24 protein-coding genes are annotated in these 22,754 nt (G+C 47.5%); 18 read left to right on the top strand and 6 right to left on the bottom strand.

Annotated elements, in window-relative coordinates; translation table 11 throughout:
• The first annotated feature begins 8 nt into the window (after positions 1–8).
• The 4 genes from Q0438_RS10120 (at position 9) to Q0438_RS10105 (ending at position 1,820) form a co-directional block, all read left to right on the top strand.
• Entirely contained in the window at positions 9–608 is a 600-nt protein-coding gene (locus Q0438_RS10120; RefSeq protein WP_299190600.1) for a single-stranded DNA-binding protein, read from the top strand.
• A gap of 13 nt (positions 609–621) precedes the next feature.
• Positions 622–882, top strand: coding sequence for a 30S ribosomal protein S18 (rpsR, locus tag Q0438_RS10115; protein ID WP_291937950.1), 261 nt, complete (start codon positions 622–624; stop codon positions 880–882).
• A 95-nt stretch (positions 883–977) separates the two neighbouring features.
• Positions 978–1,265, top strand: a complete 288-nt coding sequence (locus Q0438_RS10110) for a hypothetical protein (protein ID WP_299190599.1) — start codon at positions 978–980, stop codon at positions 1,263–1,265.
• A gap of 57 nt (positions 1,266–1,322) precedes the next feature.
• Positions 1,323–1,820 (top strand): hypothetical protein, encoded by a 498-nt coding sequence (locus Q0438_RS10105; protein WP_299190598.1) that lies wholly within the window; start codon positions 1,323–1,325, stop codon positions 1,818–1,820.
• A 330-nt stretch (positions 1,821–2,150) separates the two neighbouring features.
• On the opposite strand, the gene Q0438_RS10100 is transcribed toward Q0438_RS10105, so the two are convergent.
• The 6 genes from Q0438_RS10100 to hemW are packed head-to-tail and all read right to left on the bottom strand — an operon-like array spanning position 2,151 to position 7,187.
• Positions 2,151–2,603, bottom strand: coding sequence for a hypothetical protein (locus tag Q0438_RS10100; RefSeq protein WP_299190596.1), 453 nt, complete (start codon positions 2,601–2,603; stop codon positions 2,151–2,153).
• A gap of 39 nt (positions 2,604–2,642) precedes the next feature.
• A complete protein-coding gene (locus Q0438_RS10095) occupies positions 2,643–3,680 on the bottom strand; it encodes a hypothetical protein (protein ID WP_299190594.1) in 1,038 nt (345 codons plus the stop codon).
• Positions 3,677–4,696, bottom strand: coding sequence for a tRNA preQ1(34) S-adenosylmethionine ribosyltransferase-isomerase QueA (queA, locus tag Q0438_RS10090; protein WP_299190592.1), 1,020 nt, complete (start codon positions 4,694–4,696; stop codon positions 3,677–3,679). The genes Q0438_RS10095 and queA overlap by 4 nt, the downstream gene beginning before the upstream one ends.
• A gap of 1 nt (position 4,697) precedes the next feature.
• A complete protein-coding gene (gene tatC / locus Q0438_RS10085; protein WP_299190591.1) occupies positions 4,698–5,453 on the bottom strand; it encodes a twin-arginine translocase subunit TatC in 756 nt (251 codons plus the stop codon).
• A gap of 15 nt (positions 5,454–5,468) precedes the next feature.
• Positions 5,469–6,056, bottom strand: coding sequence for a Sec-independent protein translocase protein TatB (gene tatB, locus Q0438_RS10080; RefSeq protein WP_299190589.1), 588 nt, complete (start codon positions 6,054–6,056; stop codon positions 5,469–5,471).
• A gap of 57 nt (positions 6,057–6,113) precedes the next feature.
• On the bottom strand, positions 6,114–7,187 hold the full coding sequence (hemW, locus tag Q0438_RS10075) for a radical SAM family heme chaperone HemW (protein ID WP_299190588.1): 1,074 nt from the start codon (positions 7,185–7,187) through the stop codon (positions 6,114–6,116).
• A gap of 137 nt (positions 7,188–7,324) precedes the next feature.
• On the opposite strand from hemW, the gene Q0438_RS10070 reads away from it, so the two are divergent.
• The 14 genes from Q0438_RS10070 to Q0438_RS10005 all read left to right on the top strand — a co-directional run bounded on the left by Q0438_RS10070 (position 7,325) and on the right by Q0438_RS10005 (position 22,718).
• Positions 7,325–7,795 (top strand): RNA pyrophosphohydrolase, encoded by a 471-nt coding sequence (locus tag Q0438_RS10070; protein WP_299190610.1) that lies wholly within the window; start codon positions 7,325–7,327, stop codon positions 7,793–7,795.
• The gene (locus tag Q0438_RS10065) at positions 7,795–9,000 is read left to right on the top strand and encodes an aspartate kinase (protein ID WP_299190587.1); all 1,206 of its coding nucleotides are present in this window, start codon (positions 7,795–7,797) and stop codon (positions 8,998–9,000) included. Before Q0438_RS10070 ends, Q0438_RS10065 begins: the two co-directional genes overlap by 1 nt.
• Positions 9,000–9,533, top strand: coding sequence for a HobA family DNA replication regulator (locus tag Q0438_RS10060; RefSeq protein WP_299190586.1), 534 nt, complete (start codon positions 9,000–9,002; stop codon positions 9,531–9,533). Before Q0438_RS10065 ends, Q0438_RS10060 begins: the two co-directional genes overlap by 1 nt.
• The gene (locus tag Q0438_RS10055; protein WP_299190585.1) at positions 9,530–10,150 is read left to right on the top strand and encodes a DNA polymerase III subunit delta'; all 621 of its coding nucleotides are present in this window, start codon (positions 9,530–9,532) and stop codon (positions 10,148–10,150) included. Before Q0438_RS10060 ends, Q0438_RS10055 begins: the two co-directional genes overlap by 4 nt.
• Positions 10,147–11,283, top strand: a complete 1,137-nt coding sequence (gene folP, locus Q0438_RS10050) for a dihydropteroate synthase (protein ID WP_299190583.1) — start codon at positions 10,147–10,149, stop codon at positions 11,281–11,283. Before Q0438_RS10055 ends, folP begins: the two co-directional genes overlap by 4 nt.
• 577 nt (positions 11,284–11,860) lie before the next feature.
• Complete coding sequence (locus tag Q0438_RS10045) at positions 11,861–12,802, top strand: TAXI family TRAP transporter solute-binding subunit (protein WP_299190581.1); 942 nt, start codon at positions 11,861–11,863, stop codon at positions 12,800–12,802.
• Between the two features lie 8 nt (positions 12,803–12,810).
• Complete coding sequence (locus tag Q0438_RS10040; protein ID WP_299190580.1) at positions 12,811–14,892, top strand: TRAP transporter permease; 2,082 nt, start codon at positions 12,811–12,813, stop codon at positions 14,890–14,892.
• A 629-nt stretch (positions 14,893–15,521) separates the two neighbouring features.
• Entirely contained in the window at positions 15,522–17,645 is a 2,124-nt protein-coding gene (locus tag Q0438_RS10035) for a TonB-dependent receptor (RefSeq protein ID WP_299190578.1), read from the top strand.
• Positions 17,639–18,541: an alpha/beta hydrolase-fold protein gene (locus tag Q0438_RS10030; protein WP_299190576.1), complete on the top strand. Its 903-nt coding sequence runs from the start codon at positions 17,639–17,641 to the stop codon at positions 18,539–18,541. Before Q0438_RS10035 ends, Q0438_RS10030 begins: the two co-directional genes overlap by 7 nt.
• Positions 18,542–18,694: 153 nt before the next feature.
• Positions 18,695–18,934, top strand: coding sequence for a hypothetical protein (locus Q0438_RS10025; protein WP_299190575.1), 240 nt, complete (start codon positions 18,695–18,697; stop codon positions 18,932–18,934).
• Between the two features lie 522 nt (positions 18,935–19,456).
• The gene (locus Q0438_RS10020; protein WP_299190573.1) at positions 19,457–20,275 is read left to right on the top strand and encodes a CidA/LrgA family protein; all 819 of its coding nucleotides are present in this window, start codon (positions 19,457–19,459) and stop codon (positions 20,273–20,275) included.
• Positions 20,272–20,964: an LrgB family protein gene (locus Q0438_RS10015; RefSeq protein WP_299190571.1), complete on the top strand. Its 693-nt coding sequence runs from the start codon at positions 20,272–20,274 to the stop codon at positions 20,962–20,964. The genes Q0438_RS10020 and Q0438_RS10015 overlap by 4 nt, the downstream gene beginning before the upstream one ends.
• Before the next feature lie 77 nt (positions 20,965–21,041).
• Complete coding sequence (locus tag Q0438_RS10010; RefSeq protein ID WP_299190569.1) at positions 21,042–21,608, top strand: AAA family ATPase; 567 nt, start codon at positions 21,042–21,044, stop codon at positions 21,606–21,608.
• A gap of 519 nt (positions 21,609–22,127) precedes the next feature.
• On the top strand, positions 22,128–22,718 hold the full coding sequence (locus tag Q0438_RS10005) for a tetratricopeptide repeat protein (RefSeq protein WP_299190567.1): 591 nt from the start codon (positions 22,128–22,130) through the stop codon (positions 22,716–22,718).
• Positions 22,719–22,754: the final 36 nt, after the last annotated feature.

The following is a 22,754-nucleotide window of genomic DNA, read 5'->3' as shown; positions in this document are numbered from 1 at the left end:
GATAAAATATGTTCAATAAAGTAGTTTTGGTAGGTAATTTGACCCGAGATATCGAGCTTAGATATCTGCAAACGGGTACCGCCGTAGGCAAAACCGGCATCGCCGTCACGCGCAGATACAATAGCTCAAACGGCGAGAAACGCGAAGAAACGTGCTTTATAGACATAGATTTTTTCGGTCGCACGGCCGAGATCGCAAACCAATACTTGCGAAAAGGCAGTAAAATTTTGATCGAGGGCCGCTTGAAGCTAGATCAGTGGCAGGATCAAAACGGACAGAACCGAAGCAAGCACTCCATCAGCGTAGATACGATGGAGATGCTAGGAAGCAATCAAGGTGGAAGCGGCGGCTATAATCAAGGCGGCAATTACGAGGGCGGCAATTATGGCGGAAGCTCCGGCGGCTACGGCGGAGGAAATTCTAACTATAGCGGCGGTAATTACGGCGGCGGAAATAGCTATGCTAATAGACAAAACTCAAATCCTAGAGGCGCAAAAAACGATTACAACGCGCCTAAACAAAAAGAGCAGAGTTACGAAAGCACGATTCCGGAAGTCGACGTCGATGCCGATAAATACGATGACGGCAACGATACGATCCCATTTTAATTAAGGAAAAACCATGGCAGATAAGAGAAAATATACTAGAAAGTATTGCAAATTTACGGAAGCAAAGATCGAATTTATCGATTATAAGGACACGGCGCTGCTAAAGCACTGCTTAAGCGAGCGCTTTAAGATTATGCCGCGCCGCTTAACCGGCACCAGCAAAAAATACCAAGAGATGGTAGAAAAGGCTATCAAACGCGCACGCCAAGCAGCCCTCATACCTTACATCGTCGATCGCAAAGACGTGGTCACAAATCCATTCGAAAATCTTTAAATTTTAGCGGCTCTACGCCGCTAAAATTCCTCTATTTTTAAATTATTAAGTCCATCTCATATATAATATAACCATATTTTTCGAAGGAGAAATTTATGGCGGATAGCGAGCATCCGGATTATTTAACATGCCCTTTTTGTGGCAAGGATGACGTCAGATACGGTGCGGTTATATGCAGCGAATGTCAGGCGGAGATCCATTATGGCAGAGCTTGGGTTAAATTGTTCGTGGGCGGCGCGATACTTATCTTTATCGGTATTTACGGTTTGGTAAAAGGATTCATAGTCGTAAGTGCGGTAATAATAGGCACCGGCGCAGTCTGTCTAGTCTCGGCACGCAAAGATTCCGAGGATCATGAACCGAGATTTATTAGAGACTTTTAGCATCAATAAAATTTATGCCTTTCAATCTAAATGGAGCATTTATAAAAAGGATATATCGTGAATAATTTCCTGATAAGCTATTATTTAACAAGTCGCTTGGGCGGCGAGCTCATTATCGGTATTTTAATCATAATAGCGGGGTTTATGTTCGGCATAAATAACATAATCGCTTTTATTATAGGCTGCTTTGTGTTCTTTCTTTCAAAAGAAATTTTAAACGAACTTGCCAAAGATTCGAGCAGCATTATGGTATCAACCTTCGTGCCGTTGATCGGTGCGGCGGCATTGGGCTATTTGGCGGGAGCTTTGAATTATGAAGAGGAGCAGCCCAAAGAGCTTAAGCCCGAGGTGCAGGTCCAACAAGCGCAGCAGAATTTGACGCAGCAAGATAAGATCTATTATATTCAGAACAGCTTGATGTTTGAAGGTGCGGCGCTCGACGGTAAATTTGGCAAAAAGACTATGCGAGCGGCGCAGAAATACTCTGGCTCGTCCGCGACATCGATCGACGAACTTTATGAAGCGGTCAAAGCCAAAAAAGAGAGCGAAAGATAAAATTTATTAAATCGCAAGCCAAGCCATCCGCATTAAATTCTTAAATTTACTCGCTTTATATACGTATTATCGGGCGCCTCAAAATAGATCGCGCCGTTTGTCAAAATCTCCTAAGTCCGATTGAGGCGTAAATTTTAAAAATGGGGCTTGAGCGTTTTTGAGGTAAGCGGACGAAATAAACTTGCTTGTGCGCGGACTATATTAAATTTAATAAATTTAGCTGTAAGGCGCGACGGAATTTACGCTGTTTGTGGCTTGCAAGTGGGATAAATTTAAGGGTGCGATCTTTATGGGTAAATTTTATGCGCGACCGATTGGGCGCGCGGTTTTCTATGAAAGTTTAAATTTCTTATGCTCAAAGTGGTATTTTTTCTGCGAAATCGCGTTAAATTTAAGGCTATCTATCCTGGAGAAGTTAACGGCGTATTCCTTCAAGCAAGCGAGGATGAAAGAGAAGCGGTAATTGCCATTTTCGTAAAATATCTCGCTCGTTATTATTTCGCCGGGCGCCGCGTCGCATCTTTGATCCGAGCTCATAACGCATTTTAGTTCATAATATCCATTTTGCAAATCTCCGATGTAAAATTTCAAATGCAACTTTTCATTAATTTGCTTTTTGGGTAGCAATAGCGCATCGTTGAAGCTTATGCCAGCAAAAATTCTTTCTAGCGTATGCATATTTTTATGCAGCCCTGCTAAATACGCCTCGTATCGCCGCTCTCTTGAGGCATATTCGCTATCTTTTATATTGCCCTTGATCCAATCTAAGTCAAAATATAGCACTTCAATTTCTTTGGTTTTAAATTTGTCGTTACCCGTTCGCTACAGCCCCAAGAAATTCTCATCGTTTTTGATCTTTTCGATGATGTCGAGCGTGGCGTAGAACTCGTCGTAGAAATATGGCATCTCGAGCTTGAAAAATTTAAAGCTTAACCCCTCCAACACCTTGAGCGAGTGTTTGTTTTTAAGTAAAAATATGAAAAACACCCCGTCTTTTTCCAGCGCGTTGAGGTAGTTTATTTCGCTTATATTGGCGCGCAGGATCTCGGCGTCAAGGATGACGACGTCGGCTACGTAGATGAAGTCGTTTAGATGCCTCTTTGCGCTCTCCCAGTTGGAGTTTGGCATCACGTCGCAACCAAGCCCGTTCAAAAAATCTCTCAGTTCCTCGAAGATCGCGCGGTTTTTATGCGTGATGATGACATTGTAGTCGTATTTTTTAGCGCTAAAATCCTGCTTTTGCGCAAAGCAGCCCACCATGGCATCCATTTTAATGAACGTTCCGCGCCCGTCGCTGCCCAGCACAGGATGGGTGCCCAGCGAGGCAAGGTGGGCTTGAGCGGATCTTAGATATTCATCATCGGCGTTTGAGACGCTTTCTAGCGCGCTTTTGATCGCGTAGGTCTGCGGATCTTTGAGCTGCCTATTGATACCGACTCGCACGTCAAGCTTTATATGACTCATATTCTTCTTAAGCTCTTTGGTGCTAAATTCCACACTCACGCAGATCGGCTCGGTGATGTTTTGTAAAAAGAACTCGCACACGTCAAAAACCGCGCTGCTTAGGTTTAAAATTTCGCTGCCGTAGATGCGTGGAAGCTGCGGCGGGAAGCTAAGATATAGCGTACTATCGTATTTCGTGCACTCCTCGAATAAAATTTCGCTTTGAAATTTTAAAATTTTTAAAATATCGATCTGCGCGATATCCTCTTGCTTGGGTGCGAGCGCGGTATCGCTTTGCAGTCCGGGTGCGGCGGAGAAAATTTTACCGCCGCTATGTTTTTTGATAAAAAATTTTTTCGCCGCAAACCACGCGATCACTGCTATCAGCGCCAGCGCGCCTAAAACCACGGCCTTCATAGCAGCAGCATCCCGTCGCCGTAGGAGTAGAAGCGGTATCTTTGCTCCACTGCGATGCGGTAGAGCTCAAGCGTGCGCTCAAGGCCGATGAAGCTCGCTACGAGCATTATCAGCGTGGATTTGGGCAGGTGAAAGTTCGTAAGCAGAAAATTCTGTCTTATCGGCGGATTGCCCGGGTGCAAAAACAGCTCGCAGATCCCGCTGTTTTGCCCGTTGCGCGCGAAATTTTCGATCGTTCGCGTAACGGTCGTACCCACGCCTAAAATTTTTCGCTCGCTTTTTAGAATTTGCGCGGTCTGCGGCGGGATAGAGTAGAGCTCGCCGTGCATTTTGTGATCGCGCAGATCCGCTACCTCCACGGGCTTGAAGGTGCCTGCGCCCACATGCAGCGTGATGAAGCGGATCTCGTGATTTCGGCGTAAATCCTCGATCATCTCGCTATCAAAATGCAAGCTCGCGGTGGGTGCGGCGACGGCGCCTTGCTCGCGCGCGAAGATGCTTTGATACCAGTTCGCGTCATCCTTCGTATCGGCGCGTTTGATATACGGCGGCAGCGGCACGTGGCCGATCTGCTCGCACATTTCAAAAACGTCGTGGGTGTTTAAAACTTCACCGCCGCGCTCAAACTGCACGATGCGAAGCCCGCCCTCCATCAGCTCGCAAACGCGCGCATTAAGACCGCTTTGAAATTTTAATTCGCTGCCTGCTTTGACGCTACCGCGAATATATGCGCTAAATTTATCGCCCGCAAGCGGCGAATTTAGCAGAAGCTCGATCTTGCCGCCGCTGCTTTTGCGACCGAAGAGGCGCGCTTTAATTACCCGCGTGTCGTTGAAAATAATATCGCAGGACGGCAGGGCGTCCGCTAGATCGCCGAAGCGTGCGTGCGTGATCTGCTCTTTGGCGCGGTCGTAGATCAGTAGGCGCGCGCTTTGTTTAGGCATCGCGGGCGCGCTTGCGATGAGCTCGCTAGGAAGCTCGTAATCGTAGCTGCCAACTAAATTTAGATCCGCCATCTCACGCCTGCGCTACGTCCGTGGAATTTTCGCCTTCGTCATCCTCCTGCTTATACGGATTTATCATTTTGGCGATGAAGATCGAAAGCAGATAAAGCACTATCAGCGGGGCTGCGAGCATGAATTGGCTAAGTATATCGGGCGGCGTCATGACTGCCGCAAAGATGAAAATAATGACGATTGCGTAGCGGAAAAAATCGCTCAGGCTTTTGTTTGTCACAAGCCCGATCTTAGCGAGGAAGAATGTCACCACCGGAAGCTCGAAGCTGATGCCGAATGCGACGACGAGTTTGGTAAAAAATCCCACGTATTCGCCGATCTTAGGCATTGCGGTAAATTGCTCCGCGCCGAAATTTATCAAGAAATTAAACGCGACGGGGATTACGAAAAAATAGCAAAACGCCGCGCCCAAAAAGAACATAACGCTTGCGCCGCTAACGAAGGGGATGACGTATTTTTTCTCGTTGTCGTAAAGTCCTGGCGCTATGAAAAGCCACGCCTGCCAGAAAATTATCGGCATCGCTAGAAGCAGCGAGGCGAAAAACGATACCTTCATCGCAGTAAAAAAAGTCTCGCCGAGCTGGGTAAAGATGATCTCGCTGCCCTTAGGAAGCACGCGTACTAGCGGGCGCGTCATTAGACCTAGGATCTGCTCCCAAAAGCCGAAGCACGCGACAAAAAGAACGATGACGGACAGCACGGAGATCACTAGGCGCTTGCGAAGCTCGGCTAGATGGGGTTTTAGCTCTTCAAACATTAAATTTCTCTCTCATTATGATTTTTGCGTATCGCTATTTTGCGCGGAATTTTGCATATAATTTTGCGCATCGCCGTTTAAATTTACATTTGCATTTTGCGCAGCGCTTTTCGCTTCGCCGTTCGCGTTTGTATTTTGTGCGGAATTTTCTGCGCCGCCCGCGCTCGGTATGGAATTTTCGCCTTTATTTTCGTCGCTTGAATTTACTTTTAAATTTGCTGTCTCGCTCTGTTTTTGCGCCGAGACTTCCGCGGAATTTAGCGTATCTTTTACGGAGCCTTCTATATTTTTTAGCCCAGCATTTAGCGTCTCTTTGACCGAGTCTATGCCGCCTTTTATCTCGTCGAGCTCCTCAAACGTGAGCTTTTTGCGCACGCCTTCGCTTGCTTGCGTGATGCTCTCTTTATATTTTTTTGCGTCCTCTTTGAGCTCGGCGATGCGAAGCTCCTGATCGAAGCTCGATTTTGCGTCGTTGATGGTTTTTTTGATGACTTTGAAGTATTTCGCGAGCTCGACCAGCACTTTCGGGAGCTTTTCGGGCCCCAGCACGATTATCGCGATGATTAAAATGACCGTAATTTCAGGCATACTGATACCAAACATAAAATTTCCTAACGTAAAAAGTGGCGTATTGTAACTAAAATTTCATTAATCTTAAATTTAGCGCCCGCTGTGGCTGCTTTGCGTGATAAAAAGTGCGATCTCGTCGGCGAGCAAAAAGTTAGGATTATAAAATTTGCCCTCGCCGAATTTCAGCTTTTTTGCCTGCACGAGCAGCCGCGCGTTACTTAGCTCTGTGGCGTTTAAAATTTGCGCTTCAAGTCCCAAAACGCAGCGCAACCCAAGAAATATGTGCTCAAGCTTTTTATCCTGCGCGCTTAGAGTTTCGCGCTGTTTTTGCAGCGGATCTGCGATGTAGTCTCGCAAATTTTTAGGCGAGCTAAGGCGCACCTGCCCGCTAGTTCCGACCGCAAATGCTCCGAATCCAGCGTAATCCTCGCCGCGCCAGTAAGCGAGATTGTGCTTACAGCGCAGTCCGCGCGCGGCAAAATTTGAAATTTCATACTGGCTAAAGCCGCTATCCGCCGCAAGAGCAAAGAGAAATTTAGCTAGAGTCGCGCTTTCTTTTTTAAAGCTTTCGCGCCCGAAAAAGGGCGTGTTTTCCTCAAGACTTAGCGCATAGGCGCTTAGATGCGGCACTTCGCAGCACGCAAGCTCAGCCATTTCAAATTTTAAATTCCTTTTATCGTCAAATTTGCTCGCATAGATTAGGTCTAAGTTTATATTGTCAAAGCCCGCCGCTTTGGCATTTTGCACCGCGAGAAAAATCTGCGCCGCACTGTGCGTGCGACCGAGGAACTTTAGCTTGGCGTCGTTGAAACTCTGCGCGCCGAAGCTGATGCGATTTACGCCGAGCTTTCGCATCGCCCTAAGCCAAGCGGAGCTAGCGGAGTTTGGGTTGGCTTCAGAACTGATTTCGGCTTTGGCGGCAAAACGCGGCGCGAGCAGCGCAAAAATTTCATCATAAAGCCCCGCATCCACGGCACTTGGCGTACCTCCGCCGATAAAAAGCGTCGAAATTTGCGCGTGCGGATTTTTCGTCAAAAAGTCGCGTACCTCAAGCTCTAGCGCACGAAAGTAGCTTTTTACGAGGTTAAACTTATCGCTGAAAGAGCCAAAGGCGCAATACGGGCATTTGGAGGTGCAAAACGGCACGTGGATGTAGATGTGCAAGGGCTTCCTTGAGCGTGAAATTTCAAAAGCAAAATTTAGCCAAATAAAGCGAAAATTCAGATAAATTTCGAGCCTATTAACGCAAATTTTAATATTTTTTCGGTAAGATTTTGGAAATTTTTTATGAGAAAAACGAGATGGAAAAAGAGAAAAATTACAGACCGAATGTCGCTGCAATCGTGCTTTCGCCATCGTATCCGTTTAACTGCGAAATTTTGATCGCGCAACGAAGCGACGTCAGAGGAGCATGGCAGTTCCCTCAGGGGGGTATCGACGACGGCGAAACGCCGAAGACCGCGCTTCTTAGGGAGCTTGGCGAGGAGATCGGAACGAACAAGGTCGATATCATCTCGGAGTGTCCGCATTGGCACAGCTACGACTTTCCCGATGGGATAGCTCAAAAGATGCGCCCATACGACGGGCAAATTCAAAGGTATTTTTTGGTGCGATTGCGAAATTTACGCGATCTGAACATCAATACCAAGCTTCCTGAATTCGACGCATTTAAATTCGTAGGCGCAAATGAGGTTTTAAGGCACGTAAATCACTTCAAAAAGCCGATTTACGCGACGGTTTTAAAATATTTTAAAGAGGAGGGCTACATTTAATGCTAATCGTTCAAAAATACGGCGGCACGAGCGTCGGCACGCTAGAGCGGATCGAGTCGGTCGCACAGCGCGTGATCAAAACCAAAAACGAAGGGCATAACGTCGTAGTAATCGTCTCTGCGATGAGCGGCGTTACCAATCAGCTCATCGAGCAGGCGGAATTTTTTACTAAAACTCCCGAAGGTAGGGAGATGGACGTGCTGCTAAGCTCGGGCGAGCGCGTTACGAGCGCACTTTTGGCTATCGCGCTAAATGCCAAGGGCCATCCTGCGATCGCATTTAGCGGGCGAGGCGCGGGCATCGTGACGGACGAGTTTCACACTAAAGCTCGCATCGTCTCGATCGATCCAAAAAGCATGCAAGAGGCGCTAAAGCAAGGCAAAATTGTCGTCGTCGCGGGCTTTCAAGGCATCAGCACCGCAGGGGAAGTAACTACGCTGGGGCGAGGCGGAAGCGATCTTAGCGCAGTCGCCGTCGCAGGAGCGCTGAATGCCGATCTGTGCGAAATTTACACCGACGTAGACGGCGTATATACGACCGATCCGCGCATTGAGCCAAAGGCTAAGAAGCTTGATCGCATCAGCTACGACGAGATGCTTGAGCTTGCGAGCTTGGGAGCGAAGGTTTTGCAAAATCGAAGCGTCGAGCTTGCGAAGAAATTAAACGTAAATTTGGTGACGCGAAGCAGTTTTAACGATCATGAAGGAACACTCATAACAGGAGAAGAAAAGATGGAAGATGCGGTAATTAGCGGCATTGCACTGGATAAAAATCAAGCAAGAATCACGATTAGAAACGTAGAGGATCGCCCCGGCGTCGCGGCTGAAATTTTCTCCGCGCTCGCGAGCAAGGAGATCAACGTCGATATGATCGTGCAAAATATCGGACGAAACGGCGAGACGAATTTGGGCTTTACCGTGCCGCAAAACGAGCTAGAGACGGCCTATAGGGTAATGAAAGAGGTAAATCCAAATCCGAATTCCATCATCGAATCGGATGCCGACATCGTAAAGGTTTCTTTAGTCGGCGTAGGTATGAAAAGCCACAGCGGCATAGCCAGCAAGGCGTTTAAGACGCTTGCGGACGAAGGGATAAATATTCAGATGATCTCCACGAGCGAGATTAAAATTTCGATGATCGTAGAGGCTAAATACGGCGAGCTCGCCGTGCGCGCACTGCATAAAGCCTACGATTTGGATAAATAATGCAGGATCTGCACACTTGGAGCGTCACGGCGATGCGCTCCGAGCCTGGACTTGAGTGGCTCGAGAATCGCAAGGAGGACTGGACTCCGCTTTTGGCTTCAAAGCTCAAATTTCTCCACGACGGCTTTGCTTTCATCGTCATCTGCGACGATGAGCGAAGCTGGTTTAGCGAATACATCATCAAAAAGATCAACTCCTCTACCAACTCACGCCCGCTGCTACCGTTTTTTTCGCTGCGCTCGCTTTATCGCGGCGGCGTAAATAGCCTAGAGGACGCGCTGCTGCTAAACGATATGCTAAGCCTTGCGTTTGCCAACGGCTTTATATATTTTTACATCGGCAACGGCAACCATCCGCTAGCCAAGATCGCCAAAAGCCACGAGGATAGCTATCTGTGGCTCATCGACGAGAGGCTGCAAAACAGCTTTTACATGAGCGAGAACGATCCGAGCCTGGATCTCAAACTTATCCAGCTTTTTAAAATTTTAGACAAAAGCATCGACGCCGTGCTTTTTGACGAAGTGGTGCTTTGAAAATCATAAATCAGATCGTTTTGACGAGCGATTATGAGGGCTTTAAAGATAAAATTTTAGCCGAAATTCCGCGCAAAAATTTAAGGTTTTTCGAAAGCATCGAGCTTAAGATCGACGAGGCGCGAAAGATTATAGACGAAGCCTATGTCGCCGAGCGTGAGGATAAGATCATCGTCATCGCCGCTACGAAATTCGGCGAGGAGGCGCAAAACGCTCTACTTAAAATTTTAGAGGAGCCGCCCAAAAATACGGTGTTTTTCCTCGTCACTCCCTTCATCAACGCCCTGCTGCCTACCATCCGATCGCGCCTCGTGGTGCAAAATCTCTGCGTGCGAAAGCCCAGATACCGCACTGGGTTAAATTTAGCCAGGCTCAGCCTAAAGGAAGCGGTGGAGTTTATCGACACGCAGATCGCGCTGGAGCGCAAAGGCGAGCTGGATAAGACGGCGCTAAAAGCGCTCATCGGCGAGATCGCGCTAGAGTGCTTCGAGGCGGGCGTTAGGCTAAGCGGCGATGAGTTGCAGCGAATAGATCGCTTAAGCTACCTCGCCGAGCACAACGCCAAAGCCCACGCCGTGCTTACTCCGCTACTTTTGATGATAGAGGAGAAAAGATGAAAATTTATAAAATTTCAAATGATGCCGACTTTGCGCTGATTTGCGAGCGTATCGGCGTGCGAAATGCGGGACGGGCGATAATGCAGAAAAAATCGCGGCTAAACTTTTTCTATCTAAAAGACCTGCGGGCGCCCGCGGCGAATATTTTGAAGCAGGATGCCCTTAGTATCGGCGCCGAGCTTGCGTGCAACGAAGGGGTGATCCTGGGGCGCGATGATACGGACGCGGTTTTGATCGCAAACGATCGCCAGATCGAGGCTTTGGCGCAAAAGGAAGCGCTGCAGGATTTCGGGCTAAAAGAGCTCGCGAAATTTCTAGGCAAGAAATTTGCTAAGCCGCAAAGCTGCGAAATAATGGGCGTCGTCAATATCAACTCCGATAGCTTCAACCCCGCAAGCCGCGCGGCAAACCTAAAAGAGGCGATCTGCAAGATCGAAAAGATGATCGAGCAAGGTGCCGCTATCATCGATATCGGCGGCGTGAGCTCGCGCCCGGGCAGCCAGTACTGCGGCAGGGATGAGGAGTTTGCGCGCATAAAGGATGTGCTGAGCGAAATTTACCGCCTAGGTCTGCATGAAAAGGCTAAATTGAGCCTCGATAGCTTCGATGAGTATTGTTTGGAATTCGCGCTAGATCGGGGCTTTAGCATCATCAACGACATTAGCGCGAACCTCGCTCTTGCTCCGCTTGCGCTTCGCTACGACGCCGCTTACGTGCTGATGCATATGCAGGGAAATCCGCAAAATATGCAGCTTGCGCCCAAATACGACGATCTGATGGGCGAGATCGATGAATTTTTTGCGCAGAATTTGCAGCAGCTGCGAAGCGCGGGGCTTAAAAAGATCATCCTTGACGTGGGCATCGGCTTTGGCAAGACCGCCGAGCAAAATTTGGTGCTGATTAAAAATTTGCAGCATTTCTTGCACTTTGGCTGCCCGCTGCTCGTGGGCGCGAGCAGAAAGAGCGTTATCGATTTTTACAGCCCCTCTGCGGTCGCGGATAGGCTCGCAGGCTCGCTGTATCTGCACCAGATCGCCGCTTTAAACGGCGCTGCGATCATCCGCACTCACGATGTTTTCGAGCACATTCAAATGCTAAATCTAATGCGCGCGATGGACAGCGTGCTACTTTAGCGCCCATTTTGACGCAGCTCGCGTAGAATAATAAACTATGGCAGAGCGAATACGGCGAAATTTTAAGCTCGTTTTCACAGCTCGTGCCGGCTCTGCCGCGCGGCTAGCAGATTAAATCTAACGCTTCAAACCCGGCTAAATTTACGTTGTGATGTAGCTCGAGCGTATCGGCACAGCTTGCGCTTCAGCGCACGGCTTGAAATTTTGCCGCTTAAATTTTTATCTCGGCATCGTTTTTAAATTTGATCGCCAGCCTTTAAATTTTTTACTTCGCACTTCTCGTAAATTTTACTTTGCGATGTCGTCAAAATTTTATATTCGCGACGCCGTTAAAATTTAGCCTCAGTTGCGCCGTCATGATTTAATCGCCCGCTGTGCGCATGTCGCGACGCAGCCGCCCGCCCGCCCGTATACATGCTATGGCGTAGCTACTCGCGGTTTGCACATTCGCCTACCACCTGCCCCTGCTGCTACAAAACGCACAAAATCTTAAATTTAAATGTAAGATCGCTTTTTTATTAGATTTTTATAGAAATTTAGCAATACTACCAAACTTTTAACTCGAAAAGGAGCGAAGATGAAAAGATTTTCTGTTGCTTTGGCCGGTTTGGCCCTATTGGCGAGCGTTTCTGGCGCTAAGGAGTTCATCAATATCGGCACCGGCGGTATGACCGGCACCTATTATCCCGTAGGCGGTGCGATTTGCCGCTTGGTAAATATGGATAAAAATATGAAATGCTCCGTGCAATCGACGGGCGGCTCGACGTATAACGTCAATAACGTGCTTAAAAAAGAGCTAAATTTCGGCTTCGTTCAAAGCGATGTCGTCTATGATAAATACAACGGCACGGGCAAATTCCAAGGCGCAGCGGATAAAAATTTACGCTCCGTAATCTCGATCTATCCAGAGCTTTTGGCTTTCGTAGTTTCTAAAGAGAGCGGTATTAAAGCCTACGGCGACGCTGCGGGTAAAAAGATCAATATCGGAAATCCGGGCAGCGGCAACGAGTTAACCAGTACTATAGTTTTTGAAAACTACGACTTCGATCTTAAAAAGCTTGCCCAGCACGGCGTTTTGACCGCGCAAGAATGCCCTATGGCGCTAAAAGATAAGAAGATCGACGGATACTTCTACGTCGTAGGACATCCGACCGCTAACATCACCGATGCGGCGACCTCGCTTCCTATCGACTTAGTCGGCATCGACGATGAGCATATTAAAAAAATTATGGAGAAATATCCGTATTTCGCTAAAGGCGTGATTCCTGCTAAAATGTATGACGGTGTAGATCACGACACGCAGACTATCGGCGTAAAGGCCGTACTCGTAACCGACGCTAGCCAAAGCGACGAGGCGGTTAGGGCGGTAGTTAAAGCGATACTTGATAATTTCGACGAGTATAAAAAGCTACACCCTGCGCTAAATTTAGTGAGCAAAGAATCTCTTTTAGAGGGGCTTAGCGCGCCGCTTCATCCTGCGGCAGAGGCGGTGTATAAAGAAGCCGGGTTGTTGAAATAGGCTAGTTGATGGAGAAATCTACACAAAAAGATGAGCAGGTTTTAGAGGTAAAGAGTAGAGAATTTACCTCTAAAAAGCTCTTCTGGCTCGTGACGCTGGTCTGTTTCTCGTGGTCGGTCTTTCAGCTTTACATCGCATATTTCCCGATGAATACGAATATCGCGCGCTCGATCCACTTAGCGTTCGCCGTTTTTATAATTTTTTCGCTTTTTCCGTTTCGCCCGCGCTCCAAGGCACATTTTTACATCCCGTTTTACGATTATATTTTATTAATCGTCGGAGTCGCCGCGATCCTATATCCTGCGATAGAATTTAACGGGCTAGCGCATCGTCCGGGAGATTATCTAACCAGAGATATCGTAGCGTCGTTTATCGGAATTTTTATCCTTTTTGAAGCCGGACGCCGCATGATGGGACCTGCGCTAGGTATTATCGCTTTTACCTTTCTTCTGTATTGCTACTTCGGCCCCTATATGCCCGATATCATCTCGCATCGAGGCGCAAGCTTCGAAAAGCTCGCAGGACATATGTTTTTAACGACGGAGGGCGTATTCGGCGTACCGGTGGGGGTCAGCACCAGCTTTATCTATCTGTTCGTGCTATTTGGCGCGCTACTTGAGCGAGCAGGCGCGGGACAGTATTTTATAAACGTAGCGTTTGCTATTTTGGGTCGCTTCCGCGGAGGTCCTGCCAAGGCTAGCGTAATCGCCAGCGGACTAACCGGCATGGTAAGCGGCAGTTCGACTGCAAACGTCGTGACGGTGGGCACCTTTACGATCCCGCTTATGAAAAAAGCGGGGCTTACCGCTACTAAGGCGGGCGCTATCGAGGTAGCCGCGGGCGTAAACGGGCAGCTAATGCCGCCTATCATGGGCGCTGCGGCGTTTATCATCGCGGAATTTTTGGGTATGAGCTACACCAACGTAATGGTCGCGGCGGTGATCCCCGCTTTCGTCTGCTATGCGGGGCTATTTTTTATCGTGCATCTGGAAAGCTGTAAGCTAGGGCTTCACGGTAGCCGCGATTACGCAAAGGCATCGAAGCTGAAGCTGATCCTTAGTGGAATTCATTACATAATACCGATTTTGGTGCTGCTTTATACTCTATTGATTTTGAAAGAAAGCGCGATCTCTGCGGCATTTAACTCGATCTGCGTGCTGTTTTTAATAATGATCGTGCAAGAGCCCGCTAAGAAAACGATATTTGGCGAAAAGGTTGGCAAGTCCGATTTTATCGTCGGCTTTGTCGATATCTTTTGGGCTATGGTGGGTGCTGCCAAAAACATGGTTACCGTCGCCGTAGCCACCGCGCTAGCGGGCATCATCATCGGCTCGATCTCGCTTACCGGGCTGGGACAGGTTCTTTCGGAGCTCGTGGAGGCGGTCGCGGGAAATAGCATAGTGCTGATACTTCTGATGACTGCGATAATGAGCCTGATTTTGGGCATGGGGCTTCCTACGACGGCGAATTATATCGTCGTTTCGAGCCTTATTGCTCCGGTGATTTTAATACTAGCGGGCAAAAACGGCTTTTTGATCCCGGCGATTGCGGTGCATCTTTTCGTATTTTATTTCGGAATTCTAGCCGATGATACCCCGCCCGTGGGCATCGCTGCATACGCCGCCGCGGGCATCGCAAAAGCAAATCCGGTAATCGTAGGACTTCAGGGCTTCATTTACGATCTACGCACGGCGGTACTTCCGTTTGCGTTCTTTTTCAACAACAAGCTGCTTTTGATTCAAAGCGTCGGCAATCCGACGGATTCAAAGAGCATCGTTTGGATCGGCGATCCGCTGCAAATAGCGCTGATTTTTGCTACGGCGATCGTGGGTATGTTTGCTTTCAGCTCCTCGCTGCAAGGTTGGTTCGTAACCAAGTGCAACCCGGTAGAGCGCCTGCTCTTGCTGCTCGTAACGCCGCTAATGCTGGTGCCTAATATCTGCGCGAAATTTATAGAGTTTATCCCAAGCGAATATGCAAGCTACGGCATCGGCGCTGCGATCTACGCGCTGATATTTGCAAAGCAGTGGGTTTTAAGACCTAAAGACTCGGGCGATTCGCACGCCGAAAATAGCGCGCCTGCGGCGTAAAATCAAATTTGATCCCGCTAAATTTTAAGATAAATTTGCGGGGTCTTATTAAATTTCTCTTCTTACTTTGTATTCTTGCGCCAGGATTTTAAATTTGAATCGACTCTTTGTTCTAAATTTAAATCCGTCTATCTAAACTACTCAAAATTTTAAATTGCGCCGAAGTAATTATGCTGCTTAGTAGATGAATTTATTCATACGAAGTTACCGTGTTAAAACTATCGTGTACTAAATTCATGCTTGTCTATATGATTATCGCAAGCCACAGGATACGCGAAATCAATAGAGCAAAATCCATTTTTGCCTTGCCGCTTGAAATGCCTTCGATGGTTTAAATATACACATCCACAAAAGCGAAAATGATTCTTAAAGCAGATAAAATCAAAAACTGTGCAAAATTTCTCCAAAACAACTTGATGATTAAGGATTAGCGTTACAAAATTTTACTTATTTAGAGCGATTCCTTGATTATATGTTGTACTTTATTTAAAATAATTTTTATAAAAATATCGATGGAATGGGGAATTATTAGTCAAATTTAATTCTATAAAAATACTTTAATAATTAATATTAAATTTATCCGCTTTGAGCTATAATTCGCGATTAAATTTCAAAATAGAGGAACAGAAATGCGAAAAGATATGTATTTTAAAAAGGCGAAATTTATCGCATTATCGATATGCACGAGCGTTTCGATTTTATGCGGCATGGAAGGCTCGCGCCTAAGCAGTGACGCAAATAGCACGAATCTTGGCGAGATCGTAGTAAGCGCGAGCGGCTTTCGCCAAGATATCAGGCAGGCGCCGGCCTCCATCTCCACCTTGGATAATAAAGAGATATCAAGCGGCAGATTCAATTCGCTACACGATATTGCGAATAAAATGCCGGGCGTCAGCGTTATTGCAGGCGATGACGGCCCGGCAAGCGGGATATCCATCAGAGGAATGGAAAGCTCCCAAACCCTTGTGCTTATCGACGGCAAACGTGTAAGTTCCGCGGCGGCGAACCCAAAAGGCGGAGCGGGCGATATGAACTCGAATTTTATCCCGCCTGTCGGAGCGATCGAGAGGATCGAGGTCATCAGAGGGCCGATGAGCTCGCTTTACGGTAGTGACGCGGTGGGCGGCGTGATAAATATCATTACGAAAAAGGATTTTTCTAAATTTAGCGGAAGCGCTGCTATATCTACAACTATCCAAGATCACGAAGGTATCGGAGACGGCAAGATGGGCGAAGCCTACGTCAATATTCCCTTCGGGCAGTATGCGGCACTTCAGCTGTGGGGATATAAAAAGCTGCGCGACGAGGATGGCTATAAGGGAGGCTATCAGAAGAGTGATAAATCGGATTCTAACGCCAAACTTTGGCTAACGCCGGATGAAAATAATAAATTTTACTTTCAAACCGGAAGACAAAATCATGATTATTCAAGGACCCTTGGTAAAACCGCCGTTTATCCCAACGCGCGTGGATTAAATCACTATAAATATAAAAGAGAAAATCACGGCGTCGGATATTTGGGTGAGTTCGAGAGCTTAAGTGCTGATATAAGTTATTTTTGGGATAAGACTCGCCGTACGAGCATTTTTGATAGTCTTTCTCCCGCAATCGTAAAAAATAGAAATTTTAATTCCAAATTTACGATTTATCTCGGTATAAATACGCTTACCTTCGGCTATGATTTTAGCAAGCAAGATGTGCGAACGACTTTTATCGTTTCAAACGCGAGCAGGCAAAATTTACGCTCTCCGCAGCGATTTTCTATGAACGAGCATGCGGGATTTTTAGAGGACGAGATTGAAATTTTGGAAAATACGCTATTTTTAACGCTCGGCGGCAGGCTCACGCATAACGAATACTTCGGCAACCACTTCTCTCCCAGAGCCTACGCGGTACTGAACGTAAGCGACGTTTGGACGCTTAAAGGCGGCGTCGCGACCGGGTATAAAACTCCCGACGTCAATCAAATTTCGCCCGAAGTAGGCACGATTCAGGGCGGCTGGAGAATTATAGATTTCGGTAACGAGGATTTAAAGCCCGAGAAAAGCACGACCTACGAGATCGGGCTTTATTACGACAATGCAGACGATCTGCGCGGCAATATCACGCTATTTAAAAACGACTTCAAAGATAAAATTTTAGATACCGATGGCAGCAATATCAATAGGATTCCCGCTTACGGAGGCTGCGCCGGCGCGCCGAGCGTTAATTGTCCTGGTTGGGGAACGTATTTTAATATAGAAGGAGCCGAGGTTTACGGCGTTGAGCTGAGTGGCGATTACGATATTACTAAAAAGCTAAATTTCAAGGCGAACTACACCTATAGCCACTCCGAGATCGAAACCGGGGATCCTACGATCTATACGCCAAACGGCGCCGTTAAATTTAGTCAAACCAATCTTAGTAGGCTAGATGGCAAATCCCTGACCGCTACTCCGAAGCATGCCGCACATGCGACACTTAGCTATAGGCCTATCGCTCCGCTTTCTACCTTTATCGGTCTTAATTACGAAAGCGAGCTTACAAGCGTGCAATTCGGTCCGGGCAATAGAGTCAGCAAAAACGACAAAAAGCTTTTTACTACGGATTTGGGCGCACAATACGATTTAAACGATAATCTGAGCCTAAATTTAACCGCTTACAATATCTTTGATAACGTCCGATACGACGAGGGTCTCGCAGACGACGGCAATTACTATTGGTACCCCGAGGAGGGCAGGAGGTTTTGGTTTAAGGTAAACGCGAAATGGTAAGCCTAAAAAACTTCCTTGTGGTATTCGACGCACTCTTTTTAGTATGCTTATTCGCTTGCGATCTGAGGGCAAAACCGCCGCAAAAGATTGAGCAGGCAAGTGGAGCTGCGCACGAAATGTTTAATGTGAGCGATTTTATTCTAAAAAGCAAGAACGGAGAAAAATATAAAATTTTTATAGCTCGCCAAAAAAATGTCGCTCGCTACGATAGGGTAGTTTTTATGGTTGATGCGAACGCGCAAGTTGCTATGCTTTTAAACTCTTATGCGCAAATTTATGCAGATCCAAATATAGCGAAAGAAAACGTCGAAACCGGGTCTAAATTAAATAAAACCGTCCTTATAGTAGGCATCGGATACGACAGCCCGCTAGCGTATGATATTAAGCGTCGCACGAGAGATTTAACGCCCGCTGCGAGCGGCGAAGAATATGCAAACGGCGGCGGTGCGGGAGAATTTTACGATTTCGTAAAAGATGAACTATTTCCGCTCGTGGAGAAAAAATACTCTACGGCAAAAAGCGATAAAATTTACTTCGGACATTCTTTTGGCGGGCTATTCGGGATTTATGCTTTGCTGCGCGACGATGGGATTTTCGACGAGTTTTTTATCGCCTCACCTTCATTGTGGTGGGGAGAATCACAGCTGATCAGAGATGCCCTAGACGAGGGAAAGCTTAGATCAAATTTAAAAGCGAAATTCATAATGCTCGTTGCCGGCTCGCGTGAAATGCGTAAAGGGAAAACCGATAAAGCGGGAATTTTAAAAGCGGCCGATCTAGCTGAAATTTTAAAAGCAAGGGGGCTTTCTTGCGAGTTTAGGCTCTACGAAGGCGCTTCGCACGGCGAAGTAATCCCATTGGCTTTGCAAGATTTGGCGCTATTTACGCAAAGATAATCTTCTATTTAGCCGGTAAAGCCTTGATCTAAACTGCAAGCGTAGGACCGAGCGGCGCAGGCTCGTTGATTGCGCCGAAACGCGTCGCCGGATTTAAGAAATTAAATTTTAAAGCCCTTTTTGCTAGTATCGCGCAAATTTAAAGGATGGAAAATGCAAAATTTCAAATGGCAAATTTCAAAGCGGCTCAAGCAGGCGATGCGCGAGCGAGATATCGATAATCTTACGCTCGTGCGGCGCACGGACGAGCTGTATTCGCGCTCGCATCCGGGTCACGACGAGGATATGCGAGCCGAAGTTTACACGGTTTTGGACGAATACGCGCCCAACGTCGATATTGAAATTTTTGATCTAGTCTGCAAGGTTCTAGACGTCAAAATCGAGCTAGGGTAGGGGCTCGTGCGTGGGATTTGCCTGCACTTTTTTGCTCAAGGGGCGGCGGTAAAATTTAGATTTTGAAATTTTATTTAGTTTTGCTCTGCGTCGCGATTTTAGATTGCACCGCGATTTTTTAAATTTCGCTGCGCGCTATATTGTTGCGAGATATGGAATTTTAACGGCGCGGGTATCTAAATTTACACGACACAGATTTTAAAATTTAAGTGCAATCGGCGTGTTTTAGCGCCCAAAGCCGAAAGCAAAACTTTCGCGCAGAAGCTCGCGATCAAAATTCCATTTATTCTAGCGGCTTGCTGCTAGCTTAACCGGCGGCTCCAAATTTCAAATCCGATTAAATTTAACTCAGGCGGCGGCGATTTGGTGATTAAAATTTTAAATTTTAAAAATGAAATTCCGCCCCGAGCTTGCGATCAAAATTTCAAATTTAGCGGCAAAATTTCGCCCAAAGCCCGCAGGATTAATATCCCTTTTAACTGCAAAGTGCTAAATTTCACTTTAAATTTTAAAGGGAAAAATTTGAAATATTTAACTCAATTCAGCATCATTTTAGCCATCTCCTTCGTCGCCGAGATCCTAGCCGCGCTCATCCCGGTCAAGATCCCCGCCAGCATCTACGGGCTTGTCATCATGCTGCTAGCGCTTATTTTTAAGCTCATCAAAGTGGCCCAAATCAGGGAAACCGTGTCGTTTTTTATGCAGATCATGCCGGTGATTTTCATCCCCGCGGGCGCCGCCATCATCATCGCGGGCGATAAGCTGCGCGAGAGCTTCTTTGCGATCTTGGCGATCACGGCGATCTCGACCGTCGCGGTTATCGCTGCGAGCGGCGCCGTGACGCAGATTTTTTACAAAATCGCCCTTAATCGGCTCAAGCGCAAACTATGCGCCGCGGCGCATAATGAATTCTCCGAGGCGGCCGCCCCTGCGGATATCGCCGCAAGCGGCGACAATAACGTAATAGGTAACGCAATAGGCGGCATCTCGAACGGCCTCGCAGGCGGCACAGATAGCGCCGCCGACAAAAGCGTGCCAAACGGCGCAGACGGCGGTCCTGTGGGTACAGATGCCCTAAAAGGCTCCGCGAGCTCGGATGTTATAAAAAGCTCCGCTAGCGCGGATACCTCCACCGGCTTCGCAAACGCAGATACTATTGCGGGCGTTACAAGCGTAGGTGCTGACACAAGCCGCGCTAGCGGCGATACTATCGCGGGTCTTGCGAGCGACGGCGCCGTTACGGAGCCTGCGGACATAGATGCCGTCTCAGACTCTGCGGACGCAGGAGAGATCATAGATGAAATGCTAAAGCACGAAGCCTTGTCGGAGGATGAAAAATGAAAGAAGCGCTAATAAATTCTGCCTTTTTCGGCGTGTTTTTGTGCCTGGCGTCCTTTCACGCGGGGCTTTATCTAAAAAAGCGCTTCAGACTAGCGATTTTCAATCCGCTTCTAATCGGCACGGTGCTTACCGTCTGCGTGCTTTTGGTTTTTAAAATTCCGTATGAGAAATTTAACGCCAGCGCCTCGCACATCAGCTTTTTCTTAACGCCGATCACCGTGTGTCTAGCCGTGCCGCTATATGAGCAGCTCTCGCTTTTAAAAAGAAACTTCCTAGCCATCGGCGCGGGGCTGCTTGCCGGCGTGATAGCGGGGCTCGGTAGCATCTACGCGATGGCGGTGATCTTCGGAATCGATCACACCCTCTACGTTACGCTGCTGCCAAAATCCGTCACCGCGCCTATCGGTATGGGTATCAGCGAGAGCTTGGGCGGCATCGTGACGCTGACGGTGGCCTGCATCATCGCTACTGGCATCATCGGCAGCGTATTTGGAGAGGTGCTACTTAAAATTTTCGGCATTAAAAAAGGGGTGGCTAAGGGCATTGCCCTAGGATGCGCGAGCCACGCGATGGGAACGGCGCGCGCGCTTGAGATCGGCGACGTGGAGGGGGCGATGGCCTCTTTGGCGATGGCGGTTACGGGGCTTCTTACCGTCATCGGCGCTGGCATATTTGCAAATTTTATTTAAAAAGGCGTTTTGCGGCAGCGCGCTTTTGCCCTCGCCGCAAAGGGCGTAAATTTTAAAATTTTATCTAAGGAGAGAACATGATAATCTCTATAGCCAGGCAGACCGGCGCGGGCGGGCGCGAGACGGCGCGTAAGCTCGCGCAGCGTCTGGGATACACATATCTAGCCAAGGCGGATCTGCTCCGCAAGGCAGACGAGCTCGGATACTTCGAGCAGATGTATGAGTTCTACAACGAAATGCCCGTAAATACGCTGCTTCAGGCGATCTCGCACAGCGAGCTAGCCAACGAGCAGAAGCGCGACCGCATCGCTAGAATTTATCAAAAGATCGTCGAGGGCGGCAACGTCATCGTGCTCGGGCGCTGCGCGGGATTTTTCTTGCGCGGGCGGGCGGATCTGCTGACCGTGTTTTTGCGCGCAAACGACGAGTTTAAGCTCGCTCGATTGCAGAAGGAAGGCCACGCCGACGCGCGCGAATATATGGAGGAAAGCGACGCGGGCAGGATGAGTTTTCATCAATACTACACCAACCAAGTCTGGGGCGCATCCGCCAACTACAATATCTGCATCGACACGTCGTATTGCGGCATCGATAATGCTGTAAATATCATCGAGTATCTGGTTAAAAACCACGATAAAAAGTAAAATTTGAAACTTTGCGACGGGCGCGGTAGCGAGGCGACATTGCTGCGACGATGAGAGTATCGGCGGTGGCGAAATTCTATCGACACCGTAACGAAACTATAGCTGCGACAACGAGGCTACGGCAATGAAATTATATCGGCGCAATATCGCTGCGGGCGGCGCGGCATAGTGGCGGCAACGAGATTATGTCGCTGCGGCATTGCTACGGCGAAATTTTACGCTAAGATTTAGGGAAACATGATGGCAGCAGCGATACGATCTTATGCGTGGCAAATTTTCCGTGGTTATTGGCGGCAAATTTCTGGGTGCAAGCGAGCAAATTTACGGGTTTTTACGGCGGCGTCTGGCGCTCAATTTACCCTAAATAGACTAAATTTGACGGCTTTCTTTACGGTGCGATTTTGAGCAAACTCGGCAACAATCAGGCTTGCTCGAATTTCAAACCTTTAATGAAAATTTGCCTTTTTTTAATGCTAAATTTTATAAAATACCGATAAAAATTTTGGTAGGAGTAAATTTATGAAAAGATTAATCGCGGCGCTCGCCTGCGCTATGGTTTTGTTTGCGGCGGGCGAGGATATAAAGCTCGCAGATATAAATTTTTTTCAAAATGCCTGCGATAGAAGGATTAGCCAAGGATGTTTTAACCTAGGAGTAGCTTACAATAAAGGATTAGGCATAAAACAAGATTACGAAAAAGCTAGAATTTTTTTCTCCAAAGCTTGCGAATTAGGAGATGAAACAGGCTGCTACAACTTAGGAGTTTTATACGAAAAAGGACGGGGAACTATGCAAGACTATAAAAAGGCAAGCGCACTATTCTTAAAAGCTTGTAAGATGGGAGAAAAAATGAGCTGCTATAATCTTGGGGTTTTGTATACTAACGGTCAAGGTGTGGAACAAAACTACAAAAATGCAGCTGAGTTATTTTCAAAAACTTGTGAATTTGAAATTGCACAAGGTTGTTTTAATGTCGGAATTTTATATCACAACGGTCAAGGGGTGAAACGAGACGAAAAAATAGCCAAAAAGTATTTCGGCAAGGCATGCGATTTGGGAGATAAAGACGGTTGCGATAAATATAAAATCCTAGACGAACAAGGATTGTGAGTTAGGACGCTAAAAGGCGATAAATCCGGGTAAATT

The sequence above is a fragment of the uncultured Campylobacter sp. genome (assembly GCF_938030785.1).
Taxonomy (GTDB): domain Bacteria; phylum Campylobacterota; class Campylobacteria; order Campylobacterales; family Campylobacteraceae; genus Campylobacter_B.
The sequence above is the reverse complement of the archived record's forward strand: the minus strand, read 5'-3'. Positions and strand labels throughout refer to the sequence as shown.